Here is a 24,151-nt window from a genome sequence, read left to right as displayed (position 1 = left end):
TTCCCACCAAGACATTCAGGGGATTTTGGGGAATTTTGCAAAGGTCTCAAGCCATATAAAAAACCTCCGTATTGAATACAATACGGAGGTTTTTCAACTTGGTTTACCAGAGGTAGCCGACGCCGACACCGCCACCGGTTTTGGCTTTAGTATTGACGTTGATTTGACCTTTAATCAACCATTTTCCATTATCGCTGATACTGGAGTAACCAACAGCCAAAGCACCTTGAGAACCGTAGGTGCCGACTGATGCGGCAACCATAGATTTACCCGGCAGGTAGACCTGAGGCAGGGATGCTGCAGCATTCGAGCCGGCTGCTACACCGTCGATCTTATCTTCAAGATCTTTTGTAACGCCTTTGAGCTGACTTACATTCACAGCATCACCATCTTTTATACCCGGAGCAACATTAGATATACGGACGGGTGCCTGATTGTTCTTGCTGCCAAGCCTCAGCGATCCATCTTCATCAGCACTTAAAGTCGGAGCATGTTTCGAGTCTCCAAGAGACAGGCTGTTGAAATTCACATCGTCTTTGGTTTCATAGGTAATCGAACCATTTTTCTCATGTTTCACAGACATATTTTTGCCTGCTTTCATAGTAATGGTATCACCTGGGTGAATCATCTCACCATTTGCCAAATCAGCCGCAGTTGAGTTGTCTCCCTTAGTTTTATCCGCTTTCAGAGTAAAGCCAGAGTTGTTAATCATATCCGCAACGTTTTGGGCGGTTGCCACTTTATTGCTATTTGGTGAATCATCAATAGCTTTTTGAGCGGCATCAACCTTATCTTGGGCTGCCTTCACTGTTGCTGCATCAGCATCTTTTGGTAATTTCGCTAATGCATCTTTTGCATCTTTTAACGCTTTAGTTAACGTTTCGTCAGCTGGACCTTTTACCGCACCAGGTTTGGTTGTGTCTGCAGTAATTTTACCCGCATCCACATCAAACTTCACGGTGCTAGTTAAGTTGTCGGCTGTTTCAACAACTGCTTTAGTGCCTTTACCATCTACAAAGTTTACGGTGTCATAAGGTTTTACAAAATCCTTCGCTTTACCATTATTTTGTAAATTCCAACCCGCATTCAATACATCGCCTACAGTTGCCGCATTATGTGTGTTTACATAATTTGGTTTTGTCGCATCTGCTGTATTTGGTGCTGCATGGCTATCTGTTGGAGCAGTCGTGCCAGTTTTAGCACCATCCAAGTTGCCTTCTACATTACCTAATGTCGTCGGTGCGCCAATAACATTCGGTGCAGCCGCAGGATTAACCATATTCGTTGTCAAATCCTCAGGCTTCACTTCTGTTGCAGTCGGGTTACCTTTGTCGTCAACGGTAAAGTATTGGTTGCCCACTTTAGTTACCCGCGTACCGTTCTTATCCGTATATTGGACAGGCAAACCGGTCACATCGACTTTTACCGTCGTTGTGGTTACTTTATTGCCGTCTTTATCAACAGACACTTTCGTCGCCAACTTAACTTTCGTGTTGTTGCCGTCTGCAAAACGAAGTTCATCATCAGGATTCACTTTTTCATCTTTATCGTTGAAGTCTGCAGCAGATAATTTTTCTGTTTGCTTACCTACAATAAAACCAGATTTTTGAATTGCAGCTGCAACCTTATTACCCGTTACATAACCGTCACCCGCATTGGTCGGGGTTGTACCTTTATCAGGAGTTACCGGGGTTACATTGTCTTTTGGATTGCCGGTTTTCGGATCAATATCTGCCGTATTGTAATATTGGTCTCCTACTTTGGTTACCGGAGTATCCGTTCCATTGACTTTGGCAGTAAATTGGTTCGGTTTGACTACCTCACCATCTTTAACACTAATCGTGATTTCACGGACGCCGTCTTTGGTCGTCTCACCTTTGACGGAAATACCGGCACCGCCTTTGAAGTCCACTTTGTTGGCGTTCTTCACAACATCGGTATAGCCGTTGCCGTCTTTGGTTGATACCACCCAGCCCATATTTTGTAGGTCACCTACCGTAGCTGCTGCGTTTTTATTCACAGGAACTGCATCAGTCCCTTTCAAGTCAACTAAGTGAGCATCCTCAGTTTTTGGTGCTGCACCTGGTGTTGTCGGTGTGCCTTCTGGGCTTGTTTTGACCACATTTGTATTCAATGTGGAACCTACACCTGTAATTTGTGTCGGTTTGCCATCTTTCGATGTGATGTTCAATGCAGAAGATGGTTGTGCATCAGTAGCATTGTTCTTAGCCGGTTTCGCTGCTTCTGTTTTCATTGTTACAGGGCTTACTGGTTTCACTACTACATCAGCAGGAATCGTCACTGGTGTTGCATCTGGTTTTGGAGCGCCGTTCTCCACATCAGCTGGGTTGTAATAGTTGTCGCCCACTTTCGTGTACGTATTACCTTTACCATCTGTGTATGTATTCGGGCTACCTACGTTCAAGGTGCCAGTATTCACATTTGTGAAAGTCACATCATCCTTCGTAGCATATGTAATCTTACCTTTGTCATCCTGTTTCACGGTTAAGTTCTTACCTGCAACCATTTCCACAGTATTGCTTGGTTTAATTAACTCGCCATCATTTTTCGCACCTTTGAGTTTTTCCCCTCCAGTTGCTGCTGATGTTGTCAAGTTAAAGCCAGCATTGTTGATGGCTTCCGCTACATTTTGTACAGTAGCTACTTTATTCAAGCCTGCCTCATCATGAGCTTTTTGTGCTGCGTCTACTGGTGTTTGTTTCGCTGCTACTTCTGCTTTTTTATCTGCTACAGCTTGTTGTAATGCTGGGTCTTTCGGATTTGCTTCTAACGCTTTTTCCGCTGTTTTTAAAGCATCTTTCGCTGTCGCTAATTCTTTCACCGCTGCATCTAAGGCATCTTTTAACTGTTTAGCCGTCGCAGGATTTGCAGATGTCGCAATAGCACCTGTTTCCTTATTATTAGCATCTACAGCCGGCTTCATTTCACCTGTGGTTACTTTCACACCATCTTCGTCAACAGTAACTGAACCATTGGCTGCTTTCACATTGAAAGTCACATCGCTTGTGGTGTTACCCTCACGAGTTGTCACTACTGCTGTTGTACCAAGGCCGTTGATGAAGTTCACTGTGTCATATGGTTTCACAAAGTCTTTCGCAGTGCCATTGTTTTGTAAGTTCCAACCTGCGTTTAATACGTCAGATACCGTTGCTGCATTGTTGCCTACGAAGTTAGGGTTTGGTTTTCCATCTTTTCTTGGATTCAATAGGTCAGCTGCTTCCGTTGCCGTCAATGGAGCTTTGTTGATATTGTTTACATCTCCTGCAGTTCCTTTTTCTGTACCATCAGGATTTGTTACTTTTTTATCAACATCATTCACCGCTGGAATGTTATTTTTCACATTACCCAAGGATGCTGGACGAGTATTGCCTTGCTCATCTTTAGGACCATTCACAGATGTATTCACATCACCATTTGGAACGACTGTATCGCCTTTTCCTTTTCCATCTGGAGTTGTATGGTATGCCACATTACCTTTGTCATCCTTAATTGGATATACAGTGTTGCCGTTTTTATCTGTGTAAACTACTGGAGTTACCGAATTGTTTGTAGATACTTGGTTATCTACTTTCACAGTAATCGTACGAACACCTTTGTCATCTGTTTTACCAGTCACAATAGCTGTACCTTCGCCCACGAATTGTACTTCGTTTGCGTTACGTACTTGATCAGAGTAGCTATTACCTGGTGCAGATACGACCCAACCCATGTTTTGTAAGTCGCCAATTGTCGCAGCGTTATTAGGGTTAGAGTTTGCAAAGTCTACAAGACCTGCTTTGTTGTTAATTGCATTATCTTGTGGTTGTGCTGTAGGTGTTGGCAAGCCATTCGGTTGTACATCAGCTGGTGTATACCATTTACCATCTTTTGCTCGTACTAATGGTTGTCCTGCTGCATTTTTAGGTGCCAATGGATTTTCCACTGCGGTAGCCCCTGCTTCTGGAGTACCTTTATCGCTTACTTTATCCGCTGGATACCATTTACCATCATTAGCTAATACCAATGGATTTTTTGCATCTGCTGTCGCATCTGTACCATCTTTCAAGGATCCATCTGCATTCACTTTGCTTGGTTCATAGTATTTACCATTGTTCGCTTTCACATAGTCTTTACCATCTGCATCCACAGCATTGAAAGTTTTCGCACCGTTTGCAACATTACCTAATTGGTTAGGCGTGTTTACATTGTTACCTGGGTTATCTGTTGTGTTGTCCACATTTGGATTTACCAAGTTAGTGTTCACTGTCGTTGGTTTTGCATCAGCTTTCGGTGTGATTGTTGGTGGCTGTGTTGGATCCGCTGCATTTGGAGTTACCTCTACTGCATCACGTGGATACAATTTGCCATCGTTGGCACGTACATAACCATTAGTTGGTTCACCTTCATCGTTTCGTTCGATATTTGGTGTGCCATCTGGATTCGTACGGTAGAACGCATCGCCTACTTTTACCACTGGTACTTGTTTACCTGTTGCTGGGTCTGTGATTGTGTTAGATACAGGAAGTCCTGTTACATTCACTTGTACATGAGATGTTAAGTTATCATCTGTTGTAACAGTTACTGTAGTATTACCACCATCTCGGAAGTTCACAGTGTCATATGGTTTCACGAAGTCTTTCGCTGCGCCATTGTTTTGTAAATTCCAGCCCGCATTCAATACGTCAGAGACAGTTGCTGCATTGTTGCCTACAAAGTTAGGATTTGCTTTTCCATCTTTCATAGGTTTCAACAAGTCTGCTGCTTCTTTTGCTGTCAATGGAGCTTTGTTGATGTTTGCTACATCACCTGCATTTGGTTTATCTGTTCCATCAGCGTTTGTTACTTTTTTATCAGCATCATTCACTGCTGGAATGTTGTTTTTCACATTATTCAATGTAGTTGGCGCTGTTACCGCATTATTTGGAGCATCTGTTGTGTTCACCACGTTAGGGTTTGTCAAGCTATTACCAAATGTAACAGGTTTTTTGCCCTCTTTTGGTGTTACAGTAGTCACATTTGTATCTGGATTTTTTGTGAATGTTACATCACTAGCAGGATAGTATTTACCATCGTCAGCTTTCACATATCCATTTGTTGGGTTGCCGTCGCCATCTTTTTCGATGTTTGGTGTGCCATCAGCTTTCACAGGGTAATAATTGTCGCCTACTTTCGTCAATTGAACTGGACCATTTGGTGTTGCAATTGTCGTAGCAATTGGCAAGCCTGTTACGTTGAAAGTCACATCGCTTGCTGTGCCATCTGCTTTTGTTGTTACTATAGCCACAGTGTTACCACCGTTCACGAAGTTTACAGTGTCAAATGGTTTCACGAAGTCTTTCGCTGCACCATTGTTTTGTAAGTTCCAACCTGCATTCAATACATCACCCACGGTTGCAGCATTATTTTTGATAGTGTCTGCATTATCCGGTTTAGCTGCTTCGTTTGTCGGCGCAGTTGTATCTTTTTTCGCACCATTTAGGTTGCCAGCTACATTAGACAAGGTAGTTGGTTTAGTTGTACCTTTTGGTCCATTAACGGATGTAATAACGTCACTGTCATCTACCTTTTGGTCTCCCTCACCTTTACCATCTGGCGTTGTATGGTACTCAATATTACCCTGTGCATTCTTAACCGGATATACTTTCGTGCCATCCGCTTTGGTATAAACCACTGGGGTTACCGCATTATTCGTTGACACTTGGTCATTCACTTTCACTGTGATTGTACGTACATTGCCATCTGTCTTACCCGATACAACCGCAGTCCCTTCGCCAACAAATCTCACTTCATTCGCATTTTTCACCACATCTTTGTATTCGCCTGTTGTACCCGTTGCTTTATCAGATGAAACCACCCAGCCCATATTTTGTAAGTCACCTACCGTCGCCGCAGCGTTTTTATTCACTGCTTTAGCGTCTGTGCCTACCAAATCAATCAGGTTAGGACGTGCATTACCCGTTGTCGCCGTACCATTCGGATTGGTATCCACTGGTTTAACGTTCAGAGTAGAACCCACACCCGTAATTTGAGTCGGTTTGCCATCCGTTGAAGACACATCTAGTGCTGTGCTAGGCACTTTACCTGTATCATTATTCTCAGCTAGTTTCGCATCTTTTCTTGTGAAAGACACTTGAGGATTCTCAGCTTTCACCTTATCAGCCGGAACTTCTTGGGCACCTTTATTCGGCACACCATTAACCACCTTACTCGCTGGATAGAATTTACCATCATTCGCTTTCACGACTGATTGACCATTCTCATCCTTATAAGTTTCTGGCGCACCTACTTTCACTGTGTTGAACTCAACATTATCTTTTGTTGAGAAAGTGAATTTACCATCAGCTTGGGCAATCTTGATGTTTTTATCCGCTTCAAACGTCACAGTCTCGCCCGCTTTCACTGGCTGAACTTTCGTACCCGTATTTTCACCGCTTGTTGTGGCAGCCGAAGTTGCATTCCAAGCAGCCGCTTTAATGGCATCTGCCACGTTGCCTACGGTAGCGATTTTGTTTTCATCGCCCGCAGTTACTGTCGGCACGGCTGCTGTAGTGATACTACCGGTATTAACTTTTAAGCCGTTGGTATCGGTTGTAAGGGTGTTATCGGCAGCTTTTACTTTAACGCCTTCATTTGTTACTTCTAAAGACTTATCTGCTGCTTTCACCTTGATTTTATTGTCGCCGGTTTTTTCTAAACCATCGCCAAGGTTTGCGCTGTATTTCACAGTAGATGTTTTTCCATCTTCACTTTCCACAGCAACAGATGTGCCATCGCCATTGACGAAGTTCACAGTATCGTATGGTTTTACAAAATCTACAGCATTACCATTACCTTGTAAATTCCAACCAGCGTTCAATACGTCAGATACTGTCGCTGCATTCGTTGGATTTACCTGATTTGCAGTATTTCCTAAAGTTGGGGCTGCTTGAGATTTAGTCGCATTACTTGGGTCTGTTGCAGCAGCATCATTATTTTTAGTGCTCGGTAAATTACCTGCTACATTGGTAATCGCATTGCCGCCGTTGTTTAAGCCGTTTTCGGTCAAGCTGACGGTAGGCGAAGTTTTGCTGTTCGGCGTGATGACTATGCCGTCTGAACTGATGTTCACCGTCGGTTTGCCGTTGGCTTTGAACTCAGCGGAGGTCAGGTTAATTAATTCCGGATTCAAGCTGTAAGTTACTTTGCCGCCCGCATCCTGTTTCACAGTCAGATTTTTACCTGCAACCATTTCAACGGTTTTACCCGGGTTGATGACTTCGCTGCCTACCGATGCGGTATCTTTGTTGCCGCCTTCAGCTTTGGATGTTTTCAGCGTGAAGCCGGAATTGTTAATCATATCCGCAACGTTTTTAGCCGTAGCAACACCTTTGTCATCCAAAGCATTATTTAATGCCGTTTCGGCATCTTTGACTTTTTTCTCAGCCTCTTTCTTCTGTTTATCTGTCGCATCTTTAGACAATGCGGCCAACTCGTCTTTTGCAGTTTTTAATGCGTCTTGAAATTTGGAATCAGTTGAGGGCGCAATCACAGAACCGTCGGTGCTTGAAACCAGCTTGGCAGTTTTAACATCGGGCACTTCCACATCAACGGTAATGGTGCGCACGCCGTTCACGGTTTTACCCGATACTTTGGCGGCATTTGTGCCGACGAATTTCACTTCGTCCGCATTTCTCACCACATCACTGTATGACTTATCGTCTGCGCCGGTTACTTTATCTGCCGAAACTTTCCAGCCCATATTTGCCAAATCGCGCACAGTGGCGGCAGAGTTTAGTATGTTATTGTCTAATGCTGTTTGACCGTGAGCCGTACCTAAATTAACCAATTTCGGTTGGTTTGCCGGCGCGGTGCCGTCCGGTGCGCTTGTAACCGTTGTTGCATTCAACACCGAACCCACGCCTGTAATCTGCGTCGGTTTCGCATCCTTACCCGCGCCGCTGCTGATATTCAACGCGGTCGTCGGGGCTTTTCCTGTCTGATTATTATCGGCAGGTTTTGCCACTTCAGTTGTCAGGCTGACCGGTTTTTTGCCGTCTTTTTCTTCGCCGACTTTGACAGATTTAAATTCAACATTATCTTTTGTCGAGAATGTGAATTTACTTCCATTTTGAGCAATCTTGATGTTTTTATCTGCTTCAAATATAACGGTTTCGCCCGGTTTCACAAGTTGCGTTGCTTCGCCTGACACCTCTCCATTTTCAGTTTTAGCAGCAATGGCATTCCAACCCGCCTTGTTGATGGCTTCAGTGACATTTTCTACCGTCGCAATCTGTTTGCCTGCATCAGCTTTTGCTTTATTTGCAGCATTAAGTTTCTCTTGTGCTTTTTGCTGTGCAGCAGTATCCCCAGCCTTGGTCGCTTCAGCCAATTCCTTGGTCGCTTCTGCAATCGCTTTATCTAATGCAGTTGTTGCCTTACCCGTTGATTCCGTTGCAATATCGCCCGTGTTTACTTTTACGCCATCTGTACCAACGGTAATTGTGCTATCCGCTGGTTTTACAGAAATAGTATTGTTTGCCGTATCTTTCTGTAAACCATTGCCAACGTTCACGTCGTATTTGACGTTTACGTTGCCAGTTTCTTTGCCTGCCTTGTCAGTATCTTTAGTCACAGATACCGTTGTGCCACTACCATTCAAGAAATTCACTTGGTCGTCTTTATTGATTGTATCGACTTTGGTTTTGCCGTTGCCCGCGATATTCCAACCGCTTGCTTTTAATTGGCTTACGTTTACAGCATCATTGTCGTCTTTACCGTCAGCAACATTGGTGATTTTGACCGAATCAGTGCCATTCGCGCCGGAAACTTTGATTGTGTTGCCGTCGTTGGTGATTTTCGGACCATTATTACCAAATTGAACAGAGCTAAACTCCGGTGTATCAGTGGTTGCAAACTCAAACGATTTATTCGTATTGTTGTGTGTAACCGTTAAGTTTTTGCCTGCTTTAAAGGTCACCGTATCACCAGCTTTCACATTGTCTGCTACATCCGTTGTTGCACCATTACCTGAAGCCGCTGCTTTCCAATAGGCATCATTAATCGCACTTGCTACAGTTTCTGCTGTTGCAAATGTATTGCCTGTTCCTTCTGCTTTAACCTTACCTGCATTAGCTGTATCGGGCTTGATTGTCGTGGTGTTTACACTGTATTTCACTGTCGAGGTTTGACCATCCTTGCTTTCAACAGACGCAGTTGTGCCATCACCGTCCACAAAATCCACAGTATCGTAGGCTTTTACAAAGTCAACCGCTGTGCCCTTGCCTTTCAAGTTCCAACCTGCATTTAATACGTCACCCACGGTAGCGGCATTGTTTGGATTGACATAATCTGTGCCTTTCGTATTCGTTGTATTTGGCACTGCTTGAGTTTTCGTGGCATTACTTGGCGCAGCTGCTGTATTTGCAGTGTCGCTATTTTTAGTAGCAGGAAGATTAGATTTCACATTAGAAATCGCATTGCCGCCGTTGTTCAAGCCGTCTTGATTCAGCGTTACCGTTTTCTCCGGCGTATTTGCAACCGCATCTGCCGGTGTTGTTACCGTAATGCCTGCATTGGTCAGTTTGGTAATCGGCGCATTTTCACCTGTGCCTTTAAACTCTGCCGATGTCAGCCCGTTCAAAATCGGATTGAGCGAGTAGGTAAAGTCCGTACCTTTCTGTTTGATTATCAGGTTGTCGCCTGCTTTAAAGGTTACGCTGCCGCCCGCGCTGATTTTTTCGGTGGTTTTGGTATGACCGGACGTTGCGAAGCTGCCGCCGTCGGTATCGGACGTAATGCTCCACGCGGCATTGTTGACGGCATTTGCCACCGCATCAACTGTTGCCAGTTTGCCTTTATCTGCTTTAACAGGACGCACTTGACCCGCTTTTTCATCAGTACCTTTGTTAGTATCTGTAACCGTTTCGGTCGAACCTGTCACCGCCTTCACTTTGCCGTCTGTGCCGACAGTGATTGTTTCATCATCAGTATCAACCGCAACTTTGTTGCCGTCTACCGCATCAATTTTGAGGCCTTTACCTGTATTAACCTTAATGCCGTCTGCATCAACAGTCACACCATTGCCTGCTTTGGCTTTGATTTTGTTGGTCGTAGCATCTTTTTCCAAACCATCGCCGAGGTTTACGCTGTATTTGATTTTACTGGTTTTATTATCTGTATTTTCAACAGATACACTTGTACCTTCGCCGTCAATAAAATTAACGATGTCATAAGCGGTAACAAAATCTTTTGCCGTGCCATTTCCTTGCAAGTTCCAGCCTGCATTCAATACATCGCCTACGGTTGCCGCATTGTTTGGATTAATGTATTTATCACCATTTTTATCCGTTGTATTTGGTGCTGCCGCATTGGTCTTTGGTGCATCTGTATCTTTTTTCGCACCATTTAGGTTGCCGGCTACATTGGTAATCGTATTGCCGCCGTTGTTTAAGCCGTTTTCGGTCAGACTAACATTCGGTTTTTGCTCACCGCCGGTCGTCGGCGCAGCGGGCGTAATGGTAATGCCGTCTGAACTGATGTTCACCGTCGGTTTGCCGTCGGCTTTAAACTCTGCGCTGGTCAGGTTGGTTAATACAGGGTTCAGGCTGTAGGCAAAATCAGCTTTTTTGACTTTCTTTTTAACTGTTTTGGTTTTGTCAAAATCATCCTGAACTTCAATTTCAACTTCGGTTTCATCACGGTCTAACTTCAAGTTGTTGCCGACTTGGAGTTGGACTTTATCTTGCGAACGGATTGCGGTTTCATAAGCCTTATCCGCGGAATCTGTATTTGCTTTTTTAGATGTGAATTCGCCTGAAGATCCCGTTACCACATTACCGCTTGTGTTAAAACCTGCTGCAATTTTTTTGGTGATGGAGTTTAACTGGGAGCCGTTGATTGCATCGGTAGAATCTTCCGCCACGCGACCGGCTGCCACGTTTTTTAATTGGCGTTCTGCGCCGGAGCTACCGAAAGACACGACGTCGCCTTCAGAGGTGTTAGTGCCGCCCGCCCATTTAAATGTGTAGGCTATATCTTTTGAGTCATCAGAAACAATATTGCCGTCGCTGTCATAGTTCACACTTAATTGGCGTGTTCCCAACAGTTCGGTTGTAGAACCCGTACCGATTGCCACCGCATTTTGAAGGGTTGCATGCGCCCCTGTACCCAATGCCAAAGAACCGATAACATCGGCACGCGCACTTGTACCGATGGCTGTTGCCAAATTACCTTTGGCTAAAGAATGCACCCCTAGAGAAGTAGAAGCATGACCGTTTTTATTTTCAGCCTTGCTAAAGTCAAGACTGGATACGTCCATAGCGTGCCCAGTCAGCTCTTGAAAGGCTGCTGCAACGGTACCTGTTGTCGTCTTAGTCGCCGCGAAAGTATAATGGCGAGTAACCTCTTTACCATTAATTTTCTCAACTACATCTTTTGCAATTACACCACCTTTTTCATTTACGCCAATGGCTTTTTCAAAAGTTGTGGATTGTTTAGAGGCTGATTCAACATCCGCACCGCCAATCATAATAGAGGAATCGCCTCGCGCGTTAGTGCCCAAGCCGATTGCCACATCGCCTTCTTTTGCCAAAGAAGCCGTACCTGCCGCCACTGCATACTTACCATCGGCAAAAGATCCCATACCGATGGCTACCGCCGCTTCGGCATTAGCTTGAACTTGTGAACCCGCACCGATTGCCGTTGCACCGAAAGCACCTTTACGCACCAAAGCATTCGTACCAAGTGCCGTTCCCAATGGTGTTCCTGAATGAGCTTGTGCTCCTAATACTACTGAACCATCTTGTGCATAAGTCGCTTTATATTGTGTATCTAACGCAGTACCAACAAGTCTATTATATGCACCACTAATCGTGTCATCTGATATTTTTGCATCTTGATTATGGTCTATTGTTTCTGTAACAGCAAAATTTTCTTTGGTTGATTTGTAATATTTTTTATTTGCAAATTGAGTAATATCATTTCCACCTAATGCAATAGCACCCATACCAGCAATAGTTTGAGCCCCTATTGCCACAGATTGGTCTCCTATAGCACGTGCATTACGACCTAAGGCTGTGCCTTCATTAATATTTACATTTGTGTATCCGTTAGTACCACCTGCTATTTTTTGATAATCTGCAACATTTTTAACACCAAACGCTTTTTTCAGCACTTCATCATTATTATCAACATCTGTAGCATTCTGCACAGGCATACCATTATTATCTAACTTTCTAAATCCTGCTCCGGCACCGGCCCCTACTGCAACAGAAGAGTTTACAGAGCGTCCATCAGTTTGATTTACCCCTGTATAAGCACCAGTACCAATAGCTACACCGCCTGCATCATTACCATTAAGATTTTTCCCAGCATTGTTAGTTCCCGACATAGCACCATAACCAATGGCAATACTATGACCTTGACCTTGATCTCGAGTTTCAGCTTCTTTACCGAAAGCAATATCATTAGCTTTATTTGCTTTACTGGAGTTACCAAAAGCCATTGCAAAATTAGCACCGGTATTTGTTTTACTGCCATATCCTATGGCATAACTATCGTCACCTAGCGCGTTCGATCCAGCTCCCAATGCTACAGATGAAGGACCACTTGCTATTGTGTTATAACCTAAAGCAAGACTATTATTATGCCTTGCAGCAGAGTTATACCCTATAGAAATAGATCTAGGATGACTTGCATTGCTTCCCCATCCAATGGCATAACTATTCTCGCCTGTAGCTTTCGCTTTATTTCCCAATGCCACAGATTGCTTACCACTTGCTTCAGCATCCTTACCGATAGCTACAGCAGTATCGGATGTTGCTTTTGAGTCTTTACCAACAGCAATAGATTCGCTACCACTTGCAGTAGCCGTCCCAGTTGAATTAATCTGAATCAACCCACTTGCAGCATCAGCCGCATAAGCCGCACTACCGCTTAATAACGTCAAGGCGATGGCTGAAGATTTAATAAAATTGCCTGAAAATTTGACCGCACTTTTTTGTGCATTTGATGAGCTTTGTTTTTTATGTGCTTTGGTTAATTCGGATACTGCCACCCAAGATTGGGTTGCTTGACTCCAAATCACTCGGAATACTTTATTCATAATATAACCCCTTTAAAATATGTTTGAGATAGCCAATCCGCTATTCCGAATCGATAGAGGCGGCAGGCGTATATCTTGGGTACTGAGCGGCTGTATGCGGTTTTATCTAGTTTTATCTAGTTTTATCTAGTTTTATCTAGTTTTATCTAGTTTTATCTAGTTTTTGCATATTCGCCCTTGCCCATATGGTCTGTAAGCTTGGGACAAACCAAGTGCTGCGTTTTCGGAAACGATATCGGGAAGAATTCGACCTTATATTGTAACAGAAAGCCGGCAATATTTTAGAAATCGATGAAATATTTCCCTATTTTACAATGGAGTATTGGATCTAGTGTTGTCCGGCAGGAAGGGGGATGTTGTCTGCCGGTGGAGGTTTCAGACGGCATCGGTTTGGGCAGGCGGGTAGGCTTGGCTTGCCTGATATTTAATATCTTGTTTTGTAATGTTTTGTTTTGTACCACTTGGCTGCGGTTGGGGCGGCGAGGGCATTCGGAGGAGTGGGGTCGAGGCCGGGTTCGGCATATGGGCTGTATGTTGTAGGGTTTCTTGATGTTGCAATTTTGCAAATGTTTTGTTTGAAAAAAAGCCCTTCGGAAATCCGAAGGGCTTTGTGTAAGGCTAAACAGGTTACCAGAGGTAGCCTATGCCTACGCTTGCGCCGACATCTGCACGGCTGTTGAGGTTGGCTTGCGCTTTCCAAATCAGTTTGCCGTTGTCGCTGATGCTCGAGTAGCCGACAGCCAGGGCGTTTTGACCCTTAAACGTGCCTGCTGCTGCGGCAACCATGGATTTGCCCGGCAGGTAAGCCTGTGGCAGGCCGGCTGCGGCGTTGCTGCCCGCAATACCTGCGCGGTAGTCGCGATCCATGTTGTCCACTTTGTCGATCAGCCGGGTAATGTTGCCGCCGATGTTATTGACGGTGTCGCCCAGTCGGTTGATGCTTTGGTTGGTCGCGTGAAGCTGGCTGCCGTTAACCGCATCAGTCGATTTTTCGGAAACCACGCCTGCTGCGACGTTTTGGATTTGCGCTTCGTTACCTTCGCTGCCTACGGAAACGACACGGGTGGCATCGCTTGGTTTACCGGCAACAGTTGCCGAAGAATCCAGACTGTAAGCACCGGTATTTGCTTTACCTGCCTGCGCACCGGCTCCGATGGCGACAGAACCTTTGGCTGCTTCCGCTCCAACTGTAGCACCGTTGCCGATGGCAACTGCATTTTCAACGGCGGCGTTGCTGTTTCCGCCGATTGCCACGCTGTTTGGTCCGGTTGCTTTCGCAGCTTCGCCGGTAGCGTTTGCTTTGAGGTAGTCGTTGCCTACAGTTACAGTCATCTTGCCGTTTTCAGACTTGCCTTTTACGGTAAGTCCAGTGCCTGCCTCTGCTTTAAAGTCAACTACATCCGCATTTTTCACGGGTGCGGCGGCTTTATTGTCGGAGGTTGAAACGACCCAACCCAGGTTTTGCGCATCTTTGACGGTCAGCAAGTTGTCGCCGTCTGAATGGGCAAGGTCTGCCAAGCCGTCTTTTGCAGCTTCGAGCGGTTTGTCCGCTGCTGCGGGTGCAGCAGGGGTTTGCTCTGTGGCTGTAGCGGTCGGTTTGCCGTTTTGCAGATCGCTCGGTTTGTAGTATTTGCCGTCTACTTTTACGATCTGTTCGCCGGCATCGTTATAGGCGATGGTATTTGCACCTTTAGACAAAACTAACTTGCTGGTGTCGACATCTACGGAAACCGTTGTGGTATCCACGCCGTTTTTATCGCGTGTGGTAACGGCTTTAATCACGGTACCGTTGCCGTTTACAAAGTTGACCACGTCGTTCGGCGTTACTTTTTCAGATTTCGCCGGATCAGTTTCTTCTTTGTTTTCAGCGTTTGCTACGGTTGTTTTACCGTTTTGTTGAACAAAGAAGCCCGATTTATTCACAGTTTGATCAAGTTGGTCTTTATTCACCGCTTGATCAGGATTTTCTGCCCAACCGACGTTGTTCAGTTGAACACCGTCTTTACCCGGGTTAATCACGTCTTTGTCTTGGCCGGCTTTTTCAGCTTTTTCCAATTCGGCAGCCTGTTTCGCAGCTTCTTCCAATACTTTTGGTAAAAGTTGTTCTACGGTTGCAGTTGGATTCTCGCCTCGTACTTTTTTAATAGCCGCCGCCATTGCTTTATCTTCAATTGCTGTGCGGTATGGGTTTTTGCCCACATTTGAGTTGGCATCAGATAAAGTAGCGCCCGTTTTCACAGGTGTTTGCGCTTCAGGGGCTTTACCGTCGGTCGGTTTCAGCGTGCCGTCTGCATTGACATCGGCTTCTTTATACCACTTGCCGTCATTCGCCTGTTTCAGGTTGTCACCGGCTTCATTTTTCACGTTCGCGTAATCAATAGGCAAATCGGTGTCAAATTTCACTACAGTTGTAGTTTGTTTTTCACCCTTGTCATTGATTGCGTCAACGGTCGCAGTTTTCACGGTGATGCCTTTGCCATCTGCAAAACGAACTTCATCATTCGGATTGACTTTTTCATCCTCATTTTTGAATTTATCGTTTGAAAGGGCATCTTTCGCTTTACCTACAGTCCAACCGGATTCTTGGATTGCTTTGTAAACGGTATTTCCGTCAACGAAGTTGCTGCCGTTATCCACGCCGGCTACTTCTTTTGGATTTGCCGCATCGGTGTTGTCCATGACTTTGCCGTCTTGTACAGCGTAGTTGGATGGTGCCGCATCTGCTTTCGGCTTATTGGTTTTCGGATCGATACTGTCTTTGTCGTAAAGCTTGCCGTCGACATTGACGTAAGTCTTATCGCCGATTTTGTATTCGCCGGCTTTGACTACATCGCTCTTTTCCAACTCGATGTTGATGTTGCGGATGCCGTTTTCATCGGTTTCACCCGTTACTTTAATACCGTTTTTGCCATTAAAGCGCACTTCGTCTGCATTGGTTACTTTAGCTGCGTAACCTTTTCCATCTTCACTATCAGCAGAAACCACCCAGCCTAAGTTTTTCGCATCGGCAACGGTCAGGGCATTGCTGTCTTTGGAACCGTCCAAATTGGCCAAGCCTGTCGCTGCTTTTTCATACGGATCTTTTTCGGCTTCGGTTGCCGGAGTAGCTTCTTGAGCATCTTTTTTCGGCGCACCGTTTACTACATCGTCTTGGGCGTAGTATTTATCCCCGATTTTGACTAACGGGTTGCCGTCTTTGTCGAATTCGTAAGTATTCGCGCCCGGTGCCACGTTGGTCAGGGTTACGTTGCCGCCTGCATTAACCGCATCGGATGATGGGTTGTTCATTGAGGCAATCACATTTTCTTTAGCAACTGGTTGTATTTGACTTACTTCCGTTGCATCACCAACATTATTTTCCGTTGTACCGGCAGGATAATATTTATCACCAATTTTTACTGTACCGGCAGGATAGTATTTCCCATCAATAATGACAGCGTTTTCAGGGATAGAGTTTTCTAGGTAATAGTTTCCATCAGGGTATTTCACGACTTTATTGCCGTCTGAATCGGTATAAACCACCGGGAACGCATCACGCAAGCCGGAAGCGACTGCATAAAGTTGCGAACCGTTAATCGCATCGGTTGAGGTTGAAGAAATCTCGCCTGCTACAACGTGTTTGATTTGGCGTTCGCCGTAAACGGTTTCGGTTGAAGTGCCCTCAACATCACTGTCTTTGGTATTGGCACTTGCCGTAGTTGTCGATTCTTCGCCTGTAATCAGATTTGTCGTTACGGTTGTTGTATTGGTTTTGCCGTCTGCAATGGTAATAGTTTTATCTATTTTTTTAGTCGGCGCACCAATAGAAACAAAACGGCCTTGCAATTCCAAATCGGCTTTTTCTGCTTCCGAACCGTCTGTTTTGGTTGCGCCCAAGTTGCCTTTGAAGCCGCTGTAAACCATTCCATTAACATTGGCAGAGTTGACTTTTTTCACTGTCGGCTCGCCATCACTGTTGTTACCTAATACAACGGCGTTTTCACGGTTTTCCGGGCGTTTGCCTATGCCATAGACTCTGACATTATTACCCAACACCATGACATTTTTCGCCCATACCCAGTTGTTTGAACCAACAACGAAAGAATTCTCTCCGCTTTGGCCTTCTTTAGGTGCAATAGAGGCAGTATTTTTACCCGTAACAGTCCAATCTAGATCGCCGACAATATTGTTGACACCGAACGCCCCTGCACTTTTCCCCCTTACCCTATTGTTATAACCGAAGGCCGATCCGTTTTCCAAAACAACATGGCTATTTGCGCCAACAGAAGTTGCATTATTTGCCCCAATAATGCCATATCGTCTAGCACCTTCACGAGTAACATAATTTGATTCGCCCACTTTTGCATTTGAACCAATCGCTACCGCATTAACCGATGTGCCGTATACTTTGGCACTTGCCCCTGCGGCAAAGGCGTTGGTTGAATCTTTGCTTAACACTTCCGCATCATCGCCCAATGCAACGGATGTTTGTGCTGCTGCAACGGAAGAACGACCGATGGCGATGGCACCGGTTTTGGATTTGCCGCTGCCGTATGTTTCTTCAAATGTTTTTTTCGCTGAATTGTATGCCGCCTCACCACTTGTTTTAGCTGTTTTGGCAGTGCTTAAAGCGTCTTGTGCTGTTTTTGCTTTGGTGATGCCGTTTTGCAACCGTTTTGCCAGGTTGACCAAATAAGCCAGATGCTCGTTTGCTTTACCGGTTTCGGTATTTTCGATGGCGGCGATTTTGTTAATCAGCGCTTCGTTATCAAGCATCGGTTGTGCATTTCCAACGTCTGCTTCACCGCTTGCCGTTAATTTTCCCGCCAGAGTGGTCAAATCACTGAATGTAATGCCAGCCGCTGTCAACTCGTTTTTAATTTTGTCATTTTCAGCCTGATAAATCGTGCCGGTTTTATTGTATCTGTCAATCAGAAGCTTAAGGTTTTGCGCTTCGGTAGATAAATTGGTTTTTGCCGCATAATCGTCGGCATCCGCACTATTAACCGCTTTATTCAAATTGCTGTATGTGTTGTAGGCGGAGCGGTATGTTTTGTAAGCCTCCCTGATTGTATTGGCATCAGTCTCTGTTACCCCTGCAATCGCTTCATTACCAAGTGCAATAGTGCTACTACCGATTGACCGTGAATCTGTGCCGAATACCATTGCATTCTCAGAAATTGCCATTGGACCAACCCCGTTTTGGGTAGATGATCCCACAGCTAATGTCTGATTTCCATAGGTATTAGCCTTTGTGCCAATCGCCGTACTTCGAACCCCGCCTGAAAAGGTTTCTGAGCCGAAGGCAGAAGCATCAGTTGTTGCAGCGTGTGCTTGTCGGCCGATGGCAATGGCACGCAGCGCACCGTTCCAACCGGTTTCCGCATAGACACCCATTGCGATAGAGGATCTGTCCGAACTGTATGTCTTATCGCCAATCGCAATACTTTGCAAACCGTTGGCAAAGGCTTTGTTACCGACTGCAACAGATTTCACCCCTGCTGATTTGGTTTCAATACCTGCGGCAATGGATGCGCCGCCGATAGAGGTGGCTTTTTCTCCTAATGCCATGGAGGTAAAGATTCGTCCTTCTCCATCGTTCGCCAGACCATCTATTTTATACATGGCAGTCGCATCCATGCCGATGGCGATACCGTTTCCTACAATGGTTCTTGAGTTCGCACCGATAGCAATACTGCTGCCCCAGTCTGCGCTGGCGTTGGAGCCGATGGCAACGGTGTTTTCTCCTGATTGGAAAGTGGCAACCAATCCCCGCTTGCTTCTGGCATCTTGGCCGATAACCACCGAACTGCCCGCCGTTGCCGTCGCACGGGTGCCGATGGCAATCGCATCATGTACGTCATTTGATACGCCGCCGTCCGGTCTTGGTTCGACACGTGCCTGCGCACCGATGGCAATGCTGCGTTTGTTGAGAGCCTTATTAGCACTCATGATGACGTTTGCACCCGAGCCAATCGCAAGCGAGTCGTTGGTTTCTGCATTAGCACCATGACCTATTGCCGTTGCACCTTCAACATTGCTATTTTCTCCTGCTGCCGCTTTTTTGCCTACGGCAATGGAATCTTTGCCGGTTGCTTTGGCTTGTTCGTCGGTCGGAATGGTTGTTGTACCTGCCGCCGAATCATCCGATATGGAAATCAGGTTATCCGCAGCCGTATGTGTGGCGGCTTGAGCCGTACCGCATGCCATGAGCAGGGCGGCAGAGATGGCCGTCAATTTGATGGATTTGCTTTTTTTCCTCGTACCGGCAAGCTCGCTGACCGCCGTCCATGTTTGGGTTGAATGATTCCAGATGACCTTGAAAGTCTTATTCATCGTTAAAATCCTTGTAGAGATTAATGAGTTGTCATGAAAAACGTAATATTATATATTTGAAAAATATAGGTTTATGTAGATGGAATTATGCGGGGGGGGGGGTTATTTTATGTAAATTTTGGAGGCTGTGTCAGTGGGGGAAGTTGATTTTTAATGATATATGCGTTGATATGTCGGGTAATTCGGCTATAAAGATTTTTTAATCATCAAGATTAACGGATTACAGGTGCGAACCTTTTTGCCGGCGTGGTTTCGGCGTTGTAAAACGCACCGTATCCGGCGGTTGCCTGCATTAGTGAAGCTGTCATCCTCCGCCGAAGGTACGCGTTTCATCTCCGCCTATCCGCAATACGGCAATTTGATTGGGTGTTTCTACGCCGACTACGATACGGACAAACTGCAAATCGAACAGGAAATCCGCATCAGCGTGGATAAAAGTCAGATGGTTTGGTTTGATTGAATTTGACGGATTGAAAAAGAAAAATGCCGTCTGAAATTTAAGTTTCAGACGGCCTTGTTTATTCAGTTAAATCAGTCTTTCAACTTCGCCAACTGCGTTTGCACTTTTGCCATTTTGTCTTCCAATTCCGCCAAATCGGCTTTGTCTTTTTCCACCAGATGCGCGGGAGCTTTTTCGGTGTAGCCGGGTTTGGAGAGTTTGGCGTTGAGTTTGTCTAAGGCTTTTTGCAGCTTCTCGGCTTCTTTGCTCAAGCGGGCGGTTTCGGCGGCTTTGTCGATTTCGACTTTCAGCATCAGGCGTGCGCCGTTGCAAACGGCGACAGGCGCGTCTTCGCTTTCGGGCAGGGCAGCGACTTGCTGCGCTTCGGTCAGGCGGGCCATCATCGGCAGGTATTTGAGGTAGTCTGCCAAGTCGTCCGCGCTTTCGACAAACAGCGGAGCTTTTACGTTGGGCTGGATGCCCATTTCGCCGCGCAGGTTGCGGACTGCGCCAATCAAATCCTGCAACACGGTCATTTGCCCGAATGCCGTCTGAACAATCTCGCCGCCGTCGGCTTCGGGGAAGCGGGCGAGCATGATGCTGTCGGCGGTTTTCGCGTCGCACAAAGGAGCGACGGTTTGCCACAGTTCTTCGGTGATGAACGGGATAATCGGATGCAGCAGGCGCAGGGCGGCTTCGAGTACGCGCAATAAGGTATGGCGTGTGGCGCGTTGGCGGCTGGCGCAGCCGGTTTGAAGCTGCACTTTGGCAAGTTCCAGATACCAGTCGCAATAGTCGTTCCACACGAAGCTGTACAGGGTTTCCGCCGCCAAATCAAAGCGGTAGGTTTCGTAGGCTTGCGTAACCTGCTCGATGGTCTGATTCAGACGGCCTACAATCCACATATCGGGGAAGGAATAGCCGCGCGTTTCGGTGGCGGTTGCTCCGTAGCCGCAGTCTTGGTTTTCGGTGTTCATCAGCACAAAATTGGTGGCGTTCCAAATTTTGTTGCAGAAGTTGCGGTAGCCTTCGGCGCGTTTGAAGTCGAAGTTGACCGAACGCCCCAAGCTGGCGTAGCTCGCCATAGTGAAGCGCAAAGCGTCCGCACCCATGCTGGGGATGCCTTCGGGGAAGAGTTTTTTCGTGGCTTCTTCCACTTTCGGCGCAGTTTCGGGTTTGCGCAGGCCGGTGGTACGTTTCACCAGCAGTTTGTCCAAGTCGATACCGTCAATCAAATCGACGGGGTCGATGACGTTGCCTTCGGATTTGGACATTTTTTTGCCTTCGTGGTCGCGCACGATGCCGTGGATGTACACGTCTTTAAACGGTACTTTGCCGGTGAAGTGGGTGGTCATCATAATCATGCGCGCCACCCAGAAGAAGATGATTTCGTAGCCGGTGACCAAGACGTTGGACGGCAGGAAGGCTTTGAGTTCTTCGGTTTCAGACGGCCAGCCGAGCGTAGAGAACGGCACAAGCGCGGAGGAGAACCATGTATCCAATACGTCTTCTTCGCGGGTCAAACCGGTTTTGCCGGCTTGTTTTTCAGCTTCTTCCTGATTGCGGGCAACGTACACATTGCCTGCTTCGTCGTACCATGCAGGGATTTGATGGCCCCACCACAGTTGGCGCGAGATACACCAGTCTTGGATGTTGTTCATCCATTGGTTGTAAGTGTTGACCCAGTTTTCGGGGATAAAGCGTACCGTGCCGCTGTCGACGGCTTTTTTGGCTTTGTCGGCGAGGCTCAAGCCTTTGAATTCGCTGTCAGGCTCGCCGCCGTTCGGTGTGGCGGACATGGCGACAAACCATTGGCTGGTCAGCATCGGTTCAATCACCGAGCCTGTACGGTCGCCTTTCGGCGTCATCAGCGTGTGCGCTTTGATTTCGACCAACAAGCCTTGTTCCTGCAAATCGGCAACCATTTGTTTGCGCGCGGCAAAGCGGTCCAAGCCTGCGTATTTTTCAGGCAGGGCAAAGCCTTGTTGCGCTTCGCCTTTGAAGTTGAACACTTCGGCGTTTGCCAGCACTTTGGCTTCCAAATCGAATATATTAATCAGGCGCGTGTCGTGGCGTTTGCCGACTTCATAGTCGTTGAAGTCGTGCGCAGGCGTGATTTTCACGCAGCCTGTGCCGAAGTCTTTTTCGACGTATTCATCGGCAATCACGGGAATGGTGCGGCCGGTCAGCGGCAGGATTAATTCTTTGCCGATTAAGTGGGTATAACGTTCGTCTTCAGGATTGACGGCAACGGCAACGTCGCCCAGCAGCGTTTCAGGACGGGTGGTCGCCACGATAACGGCTTCGGCGGGATTGTCCGCCAGCGGATAGCGGATGTGCCACATAGAGCCTTGTTCTTCCACGCTTTCCACTTCCAAATCAGACACTGCCGTACCCAAAACCGGATCCCAGTTCACCAAACGTTTGCCTCGGTAAATCAAGCCTTGTTCAAACAGGCGCACGAACACTTCGGTTACGGTTTCCGCGCGCACGTCGTCCATCGTGAAATACTCGCGCGTCCAGTCGGCAGAGCAGCCCACGCGGCGCATTTGTTGGGTAATCGTGCCGCCGGACACTTCTTTCCATTCCCACACTTTTTCCAAGAATTTTTCGCGGCCCAAGTCATGACGGGACACGTTTTGCGCGGCAAGCTGACGCTCGACCACGATTTGCGTGGCGATGCCCGCGTGGTCGGTGCCCGGAATCCAGGCGGTGTTGTAGCCTTTCATGCGGTAGTAGCGGGTCAGACCGTCCATAATGGTTTGGTTGAAGGCATGGCCCATGTGCAGCGTGCCGGTTACGTTGGGCGGCGGCAGTTGGATGGAGAAAGACGGTTTGGTCAAATCCATATCGGGCTGGAAATAGCCTTGGCTTTCCCAGTTTTGATAGTGTTTGGATTCGATTTCGGCGGGGGAGTATTTGTCTAACATGATGGAACTTTGTGAAATTAAGGTTATTTTTGATGTGCGGATTATAACGCAAAAAGGCCGTCTGAATCATTTCAGACGGCCTTTACATTTGAAATGCCGCTAAACCTTATCGCTTTCCAGCTTAAGCCTGATAGCGCGACAGGCTCAAGTCATCGCTGCGGATTTCGGTGTCTTTGCCGCTCACGATATCGGCGGTTAATTTTGCCGAACCCAGCGACATGGTCCAGCCCAAAGTACCGTGGCCGGTATTCAGGAAGAGATTATCAAAGCGTGTGCGCCCGATTAACGGCGTGCTGTCGGGCGTCATCGGTCTGAGTCCGCTCCAGAACAATGCTTGGCTCACATCGCCGCCTTCTGGGAACAAGTCGTTGACGACCAAAGCCAAGGTTTCGCGGCGTTTTTCGGGCAGTTTGATTTCGTAGCCGGACAATTCTGCCATGCCGCCGACGCGGATTCTGTTGTCGAATCGTGTGATGGCGACTTTGTAGCTCTCATCCAAAACGGTGGAAACCGGAGCGCCGTCTGAATTGGTGACCGGCAGGGTCAAGGAATAGCCTTTGACGGGATAAATCGGCAGCTTGAGATCCAACTGCGCCAAAACCGTCCTGCTGAAGCAGCCGAGCGCGCAGACAACGGCATCTGCTTCAAACCGCCCTGTTTCGGTTTCAACGGCTTTGATGCGCAGTCCGTTGTGGTCGATGCGGCTGATGGTTTGGTTGAAATGGAACTGTACGCCCTTTTCCTGACACAATTTGTATAGGTTTTCAGTGAATAGGTGGCAGTCGCCGGTCGCATCCGCAGGCAGGTGCAGGCCGCCGGCAATTTTGGCGGTAACGCGTGCCAGCGCAGGCTCAAATTCTGCGCATTCTTCGGGTTTCAGACGGCGGTACGGCACGCCGTAACGTTCCAAAACAGCAATGTCTTGTTCTGCCGCTTCGACTTCTTTGGTTTGGCGGAAAATCTGCAAAGTCCCTTTTTTGCGTCCTTCAAAATTCATACCGGTTTGTGCTTCAAAACGGCGGAACATTTCACGGCTGTATTCGGAAATCCTGACCATGCGTTCTTTGTTGATTTGATAACGCGCTGCCGTGCAGTGCTGCAGCATCTGCCACAGCCATGCGATTTGATACAGGCTGCCGTCGGGGCGGAACAGTAAAGGCGGATGGTTTTTAAACAACCATTTCAACACTTTAATCGGAATGCCGGGTGCGGCCCAAGGCGTGGTATAGCCGTAGGAAAGCTGGCCTGCGTTGGCAAAACTGGTTTCCATCGCCACGGCCTCGGCGCGGTCGATGACCGTTACTTCATGTCCTGCCCCTGCCAGATACCACGCGGAAGATACGCCGGCAACGCCGGCACCTAAAACAAGCACTTTCATTGTTTTTC

The 24,151-nt window shown here is 46.9% G+C and carries 5 protein-coding genes; 1 reads left to right on the top strand and 4 read right to left on the bottom strand.

Features of this window, described 5'->3' with window-relative positions; translation table 11 throughout:
• Positions 1-103: 103 nt before the first annotated feature.
• Positions 104-13,081 carry a YadA-like family protein gene (locus tag FAH67_RS11925; RefSeq protein WP_115287662.1) on the bottom strand — a complete coding sequence of 4,326 codons (12,978 nt, stop codon included), beginning with the start codon at positions 13,079-13,081 and terminating at the stop codon, positions 104-106.
• Between the two features lie 627 nt (positions 13,082-13,708).
• Positions 13,709-19,396 carry a YadA-like family protein gene (locus FAH67_RS10230; protein WP_115287661.1) on the bottom strand — a complete coding sequence of 1,896 codons (5,688 nt, stop codon included), beginning with the start codon at positions 19,394-19,396 and terminating at the stop codon, positions 13,709-13,711.
• Between the two features lie 295 nt (positions 19,397-19,691).
• On the opposite strand from FAH67_RS10230, the gene FAH67_RS11590 reads away from it, so the two are divergent.
• Positions 19,692-19,856: a hypothetical protein gene (locus FAH67_RS11590; RefSeq protein ID WP_003680610.1), complete on the top strand. Its 165-nt coding sequence runs from the start codon at positions 19,692-19,694 to the stop codon at positions 19,854-19,856.
• 71 nt (positions 19,857-19,927) lie between these two features.
• Here the strand turns inward: FAH67_RS11590 and FAH67_RS10225 are convergent, their stop codons facing one another.
• Positions 19,928-22,765 (bottom strand): valine--tRNA ligase, encoded by a 2,838-nt coding sequence (locus FAH67_RS10225; RefSeq protein WP_003680611.1) that lies wholly within the window; start codon positions 22,763-22,765, stop codon positions 19,928-19,930.
• Between the two features lie 121 nt (positions 22,766-22,886).
• Entirely contained in the window at positions 22,887-24,143 is a 1,257-nt protein-coding gene (locus FAH67_RS10220; protein WP_112890749.1) for a D-amino acid dehydrogenase, read from the bottom strand.
• Positions 24,144-24,151: the final 8 nt, after the last annotated feature.

Origin of the sequence: Neisseria flavescens, from assembly GCF_005221285.1 — a bacterium.
Lineage (GTDB): Bacteria > Pseudomonadota > Gammaproteobacteria > Burkholderiales > Neisseriaceae > Neisseria > Neisseria flavescens.
This window is presented reverse-complemented; position numbering and strand designations above follow the sequence as displayed.

Excerpts from the sequence above, each read along its gene's own strand:
- FAH67_RS10225 (WP_003680611.1), bottom strand. The coding sequence starts at position 22,765 with ATGTTAGACAAATACTCCCCCGCCGAAATCGAATCCAAACACTATCAA.
- FAH67_RS10230 (WP_115287661.1), bottom strand. The coding sequence starts at position 19,396 with ATGAATAAGACTTTCAAGGTCATCTGGAATCATTCAACCCAAACATGG.
- FAH67_RS11925 (WP_115287662.1), bottom strand. The coding sequence starts at position 13,081 with ATGAATAAAGTATTCCGAGTGATTTGGAGTCAAGCAACCCAATCTTGG.
- FAH67_RS10220 (WP_112890749.1), bottom strand. The coding sequence starts at position 24,143 with ATGAAAGTGCTTGTTTTAGGTGCCGGCGTTGCCGGCGTATCTTCCGCG.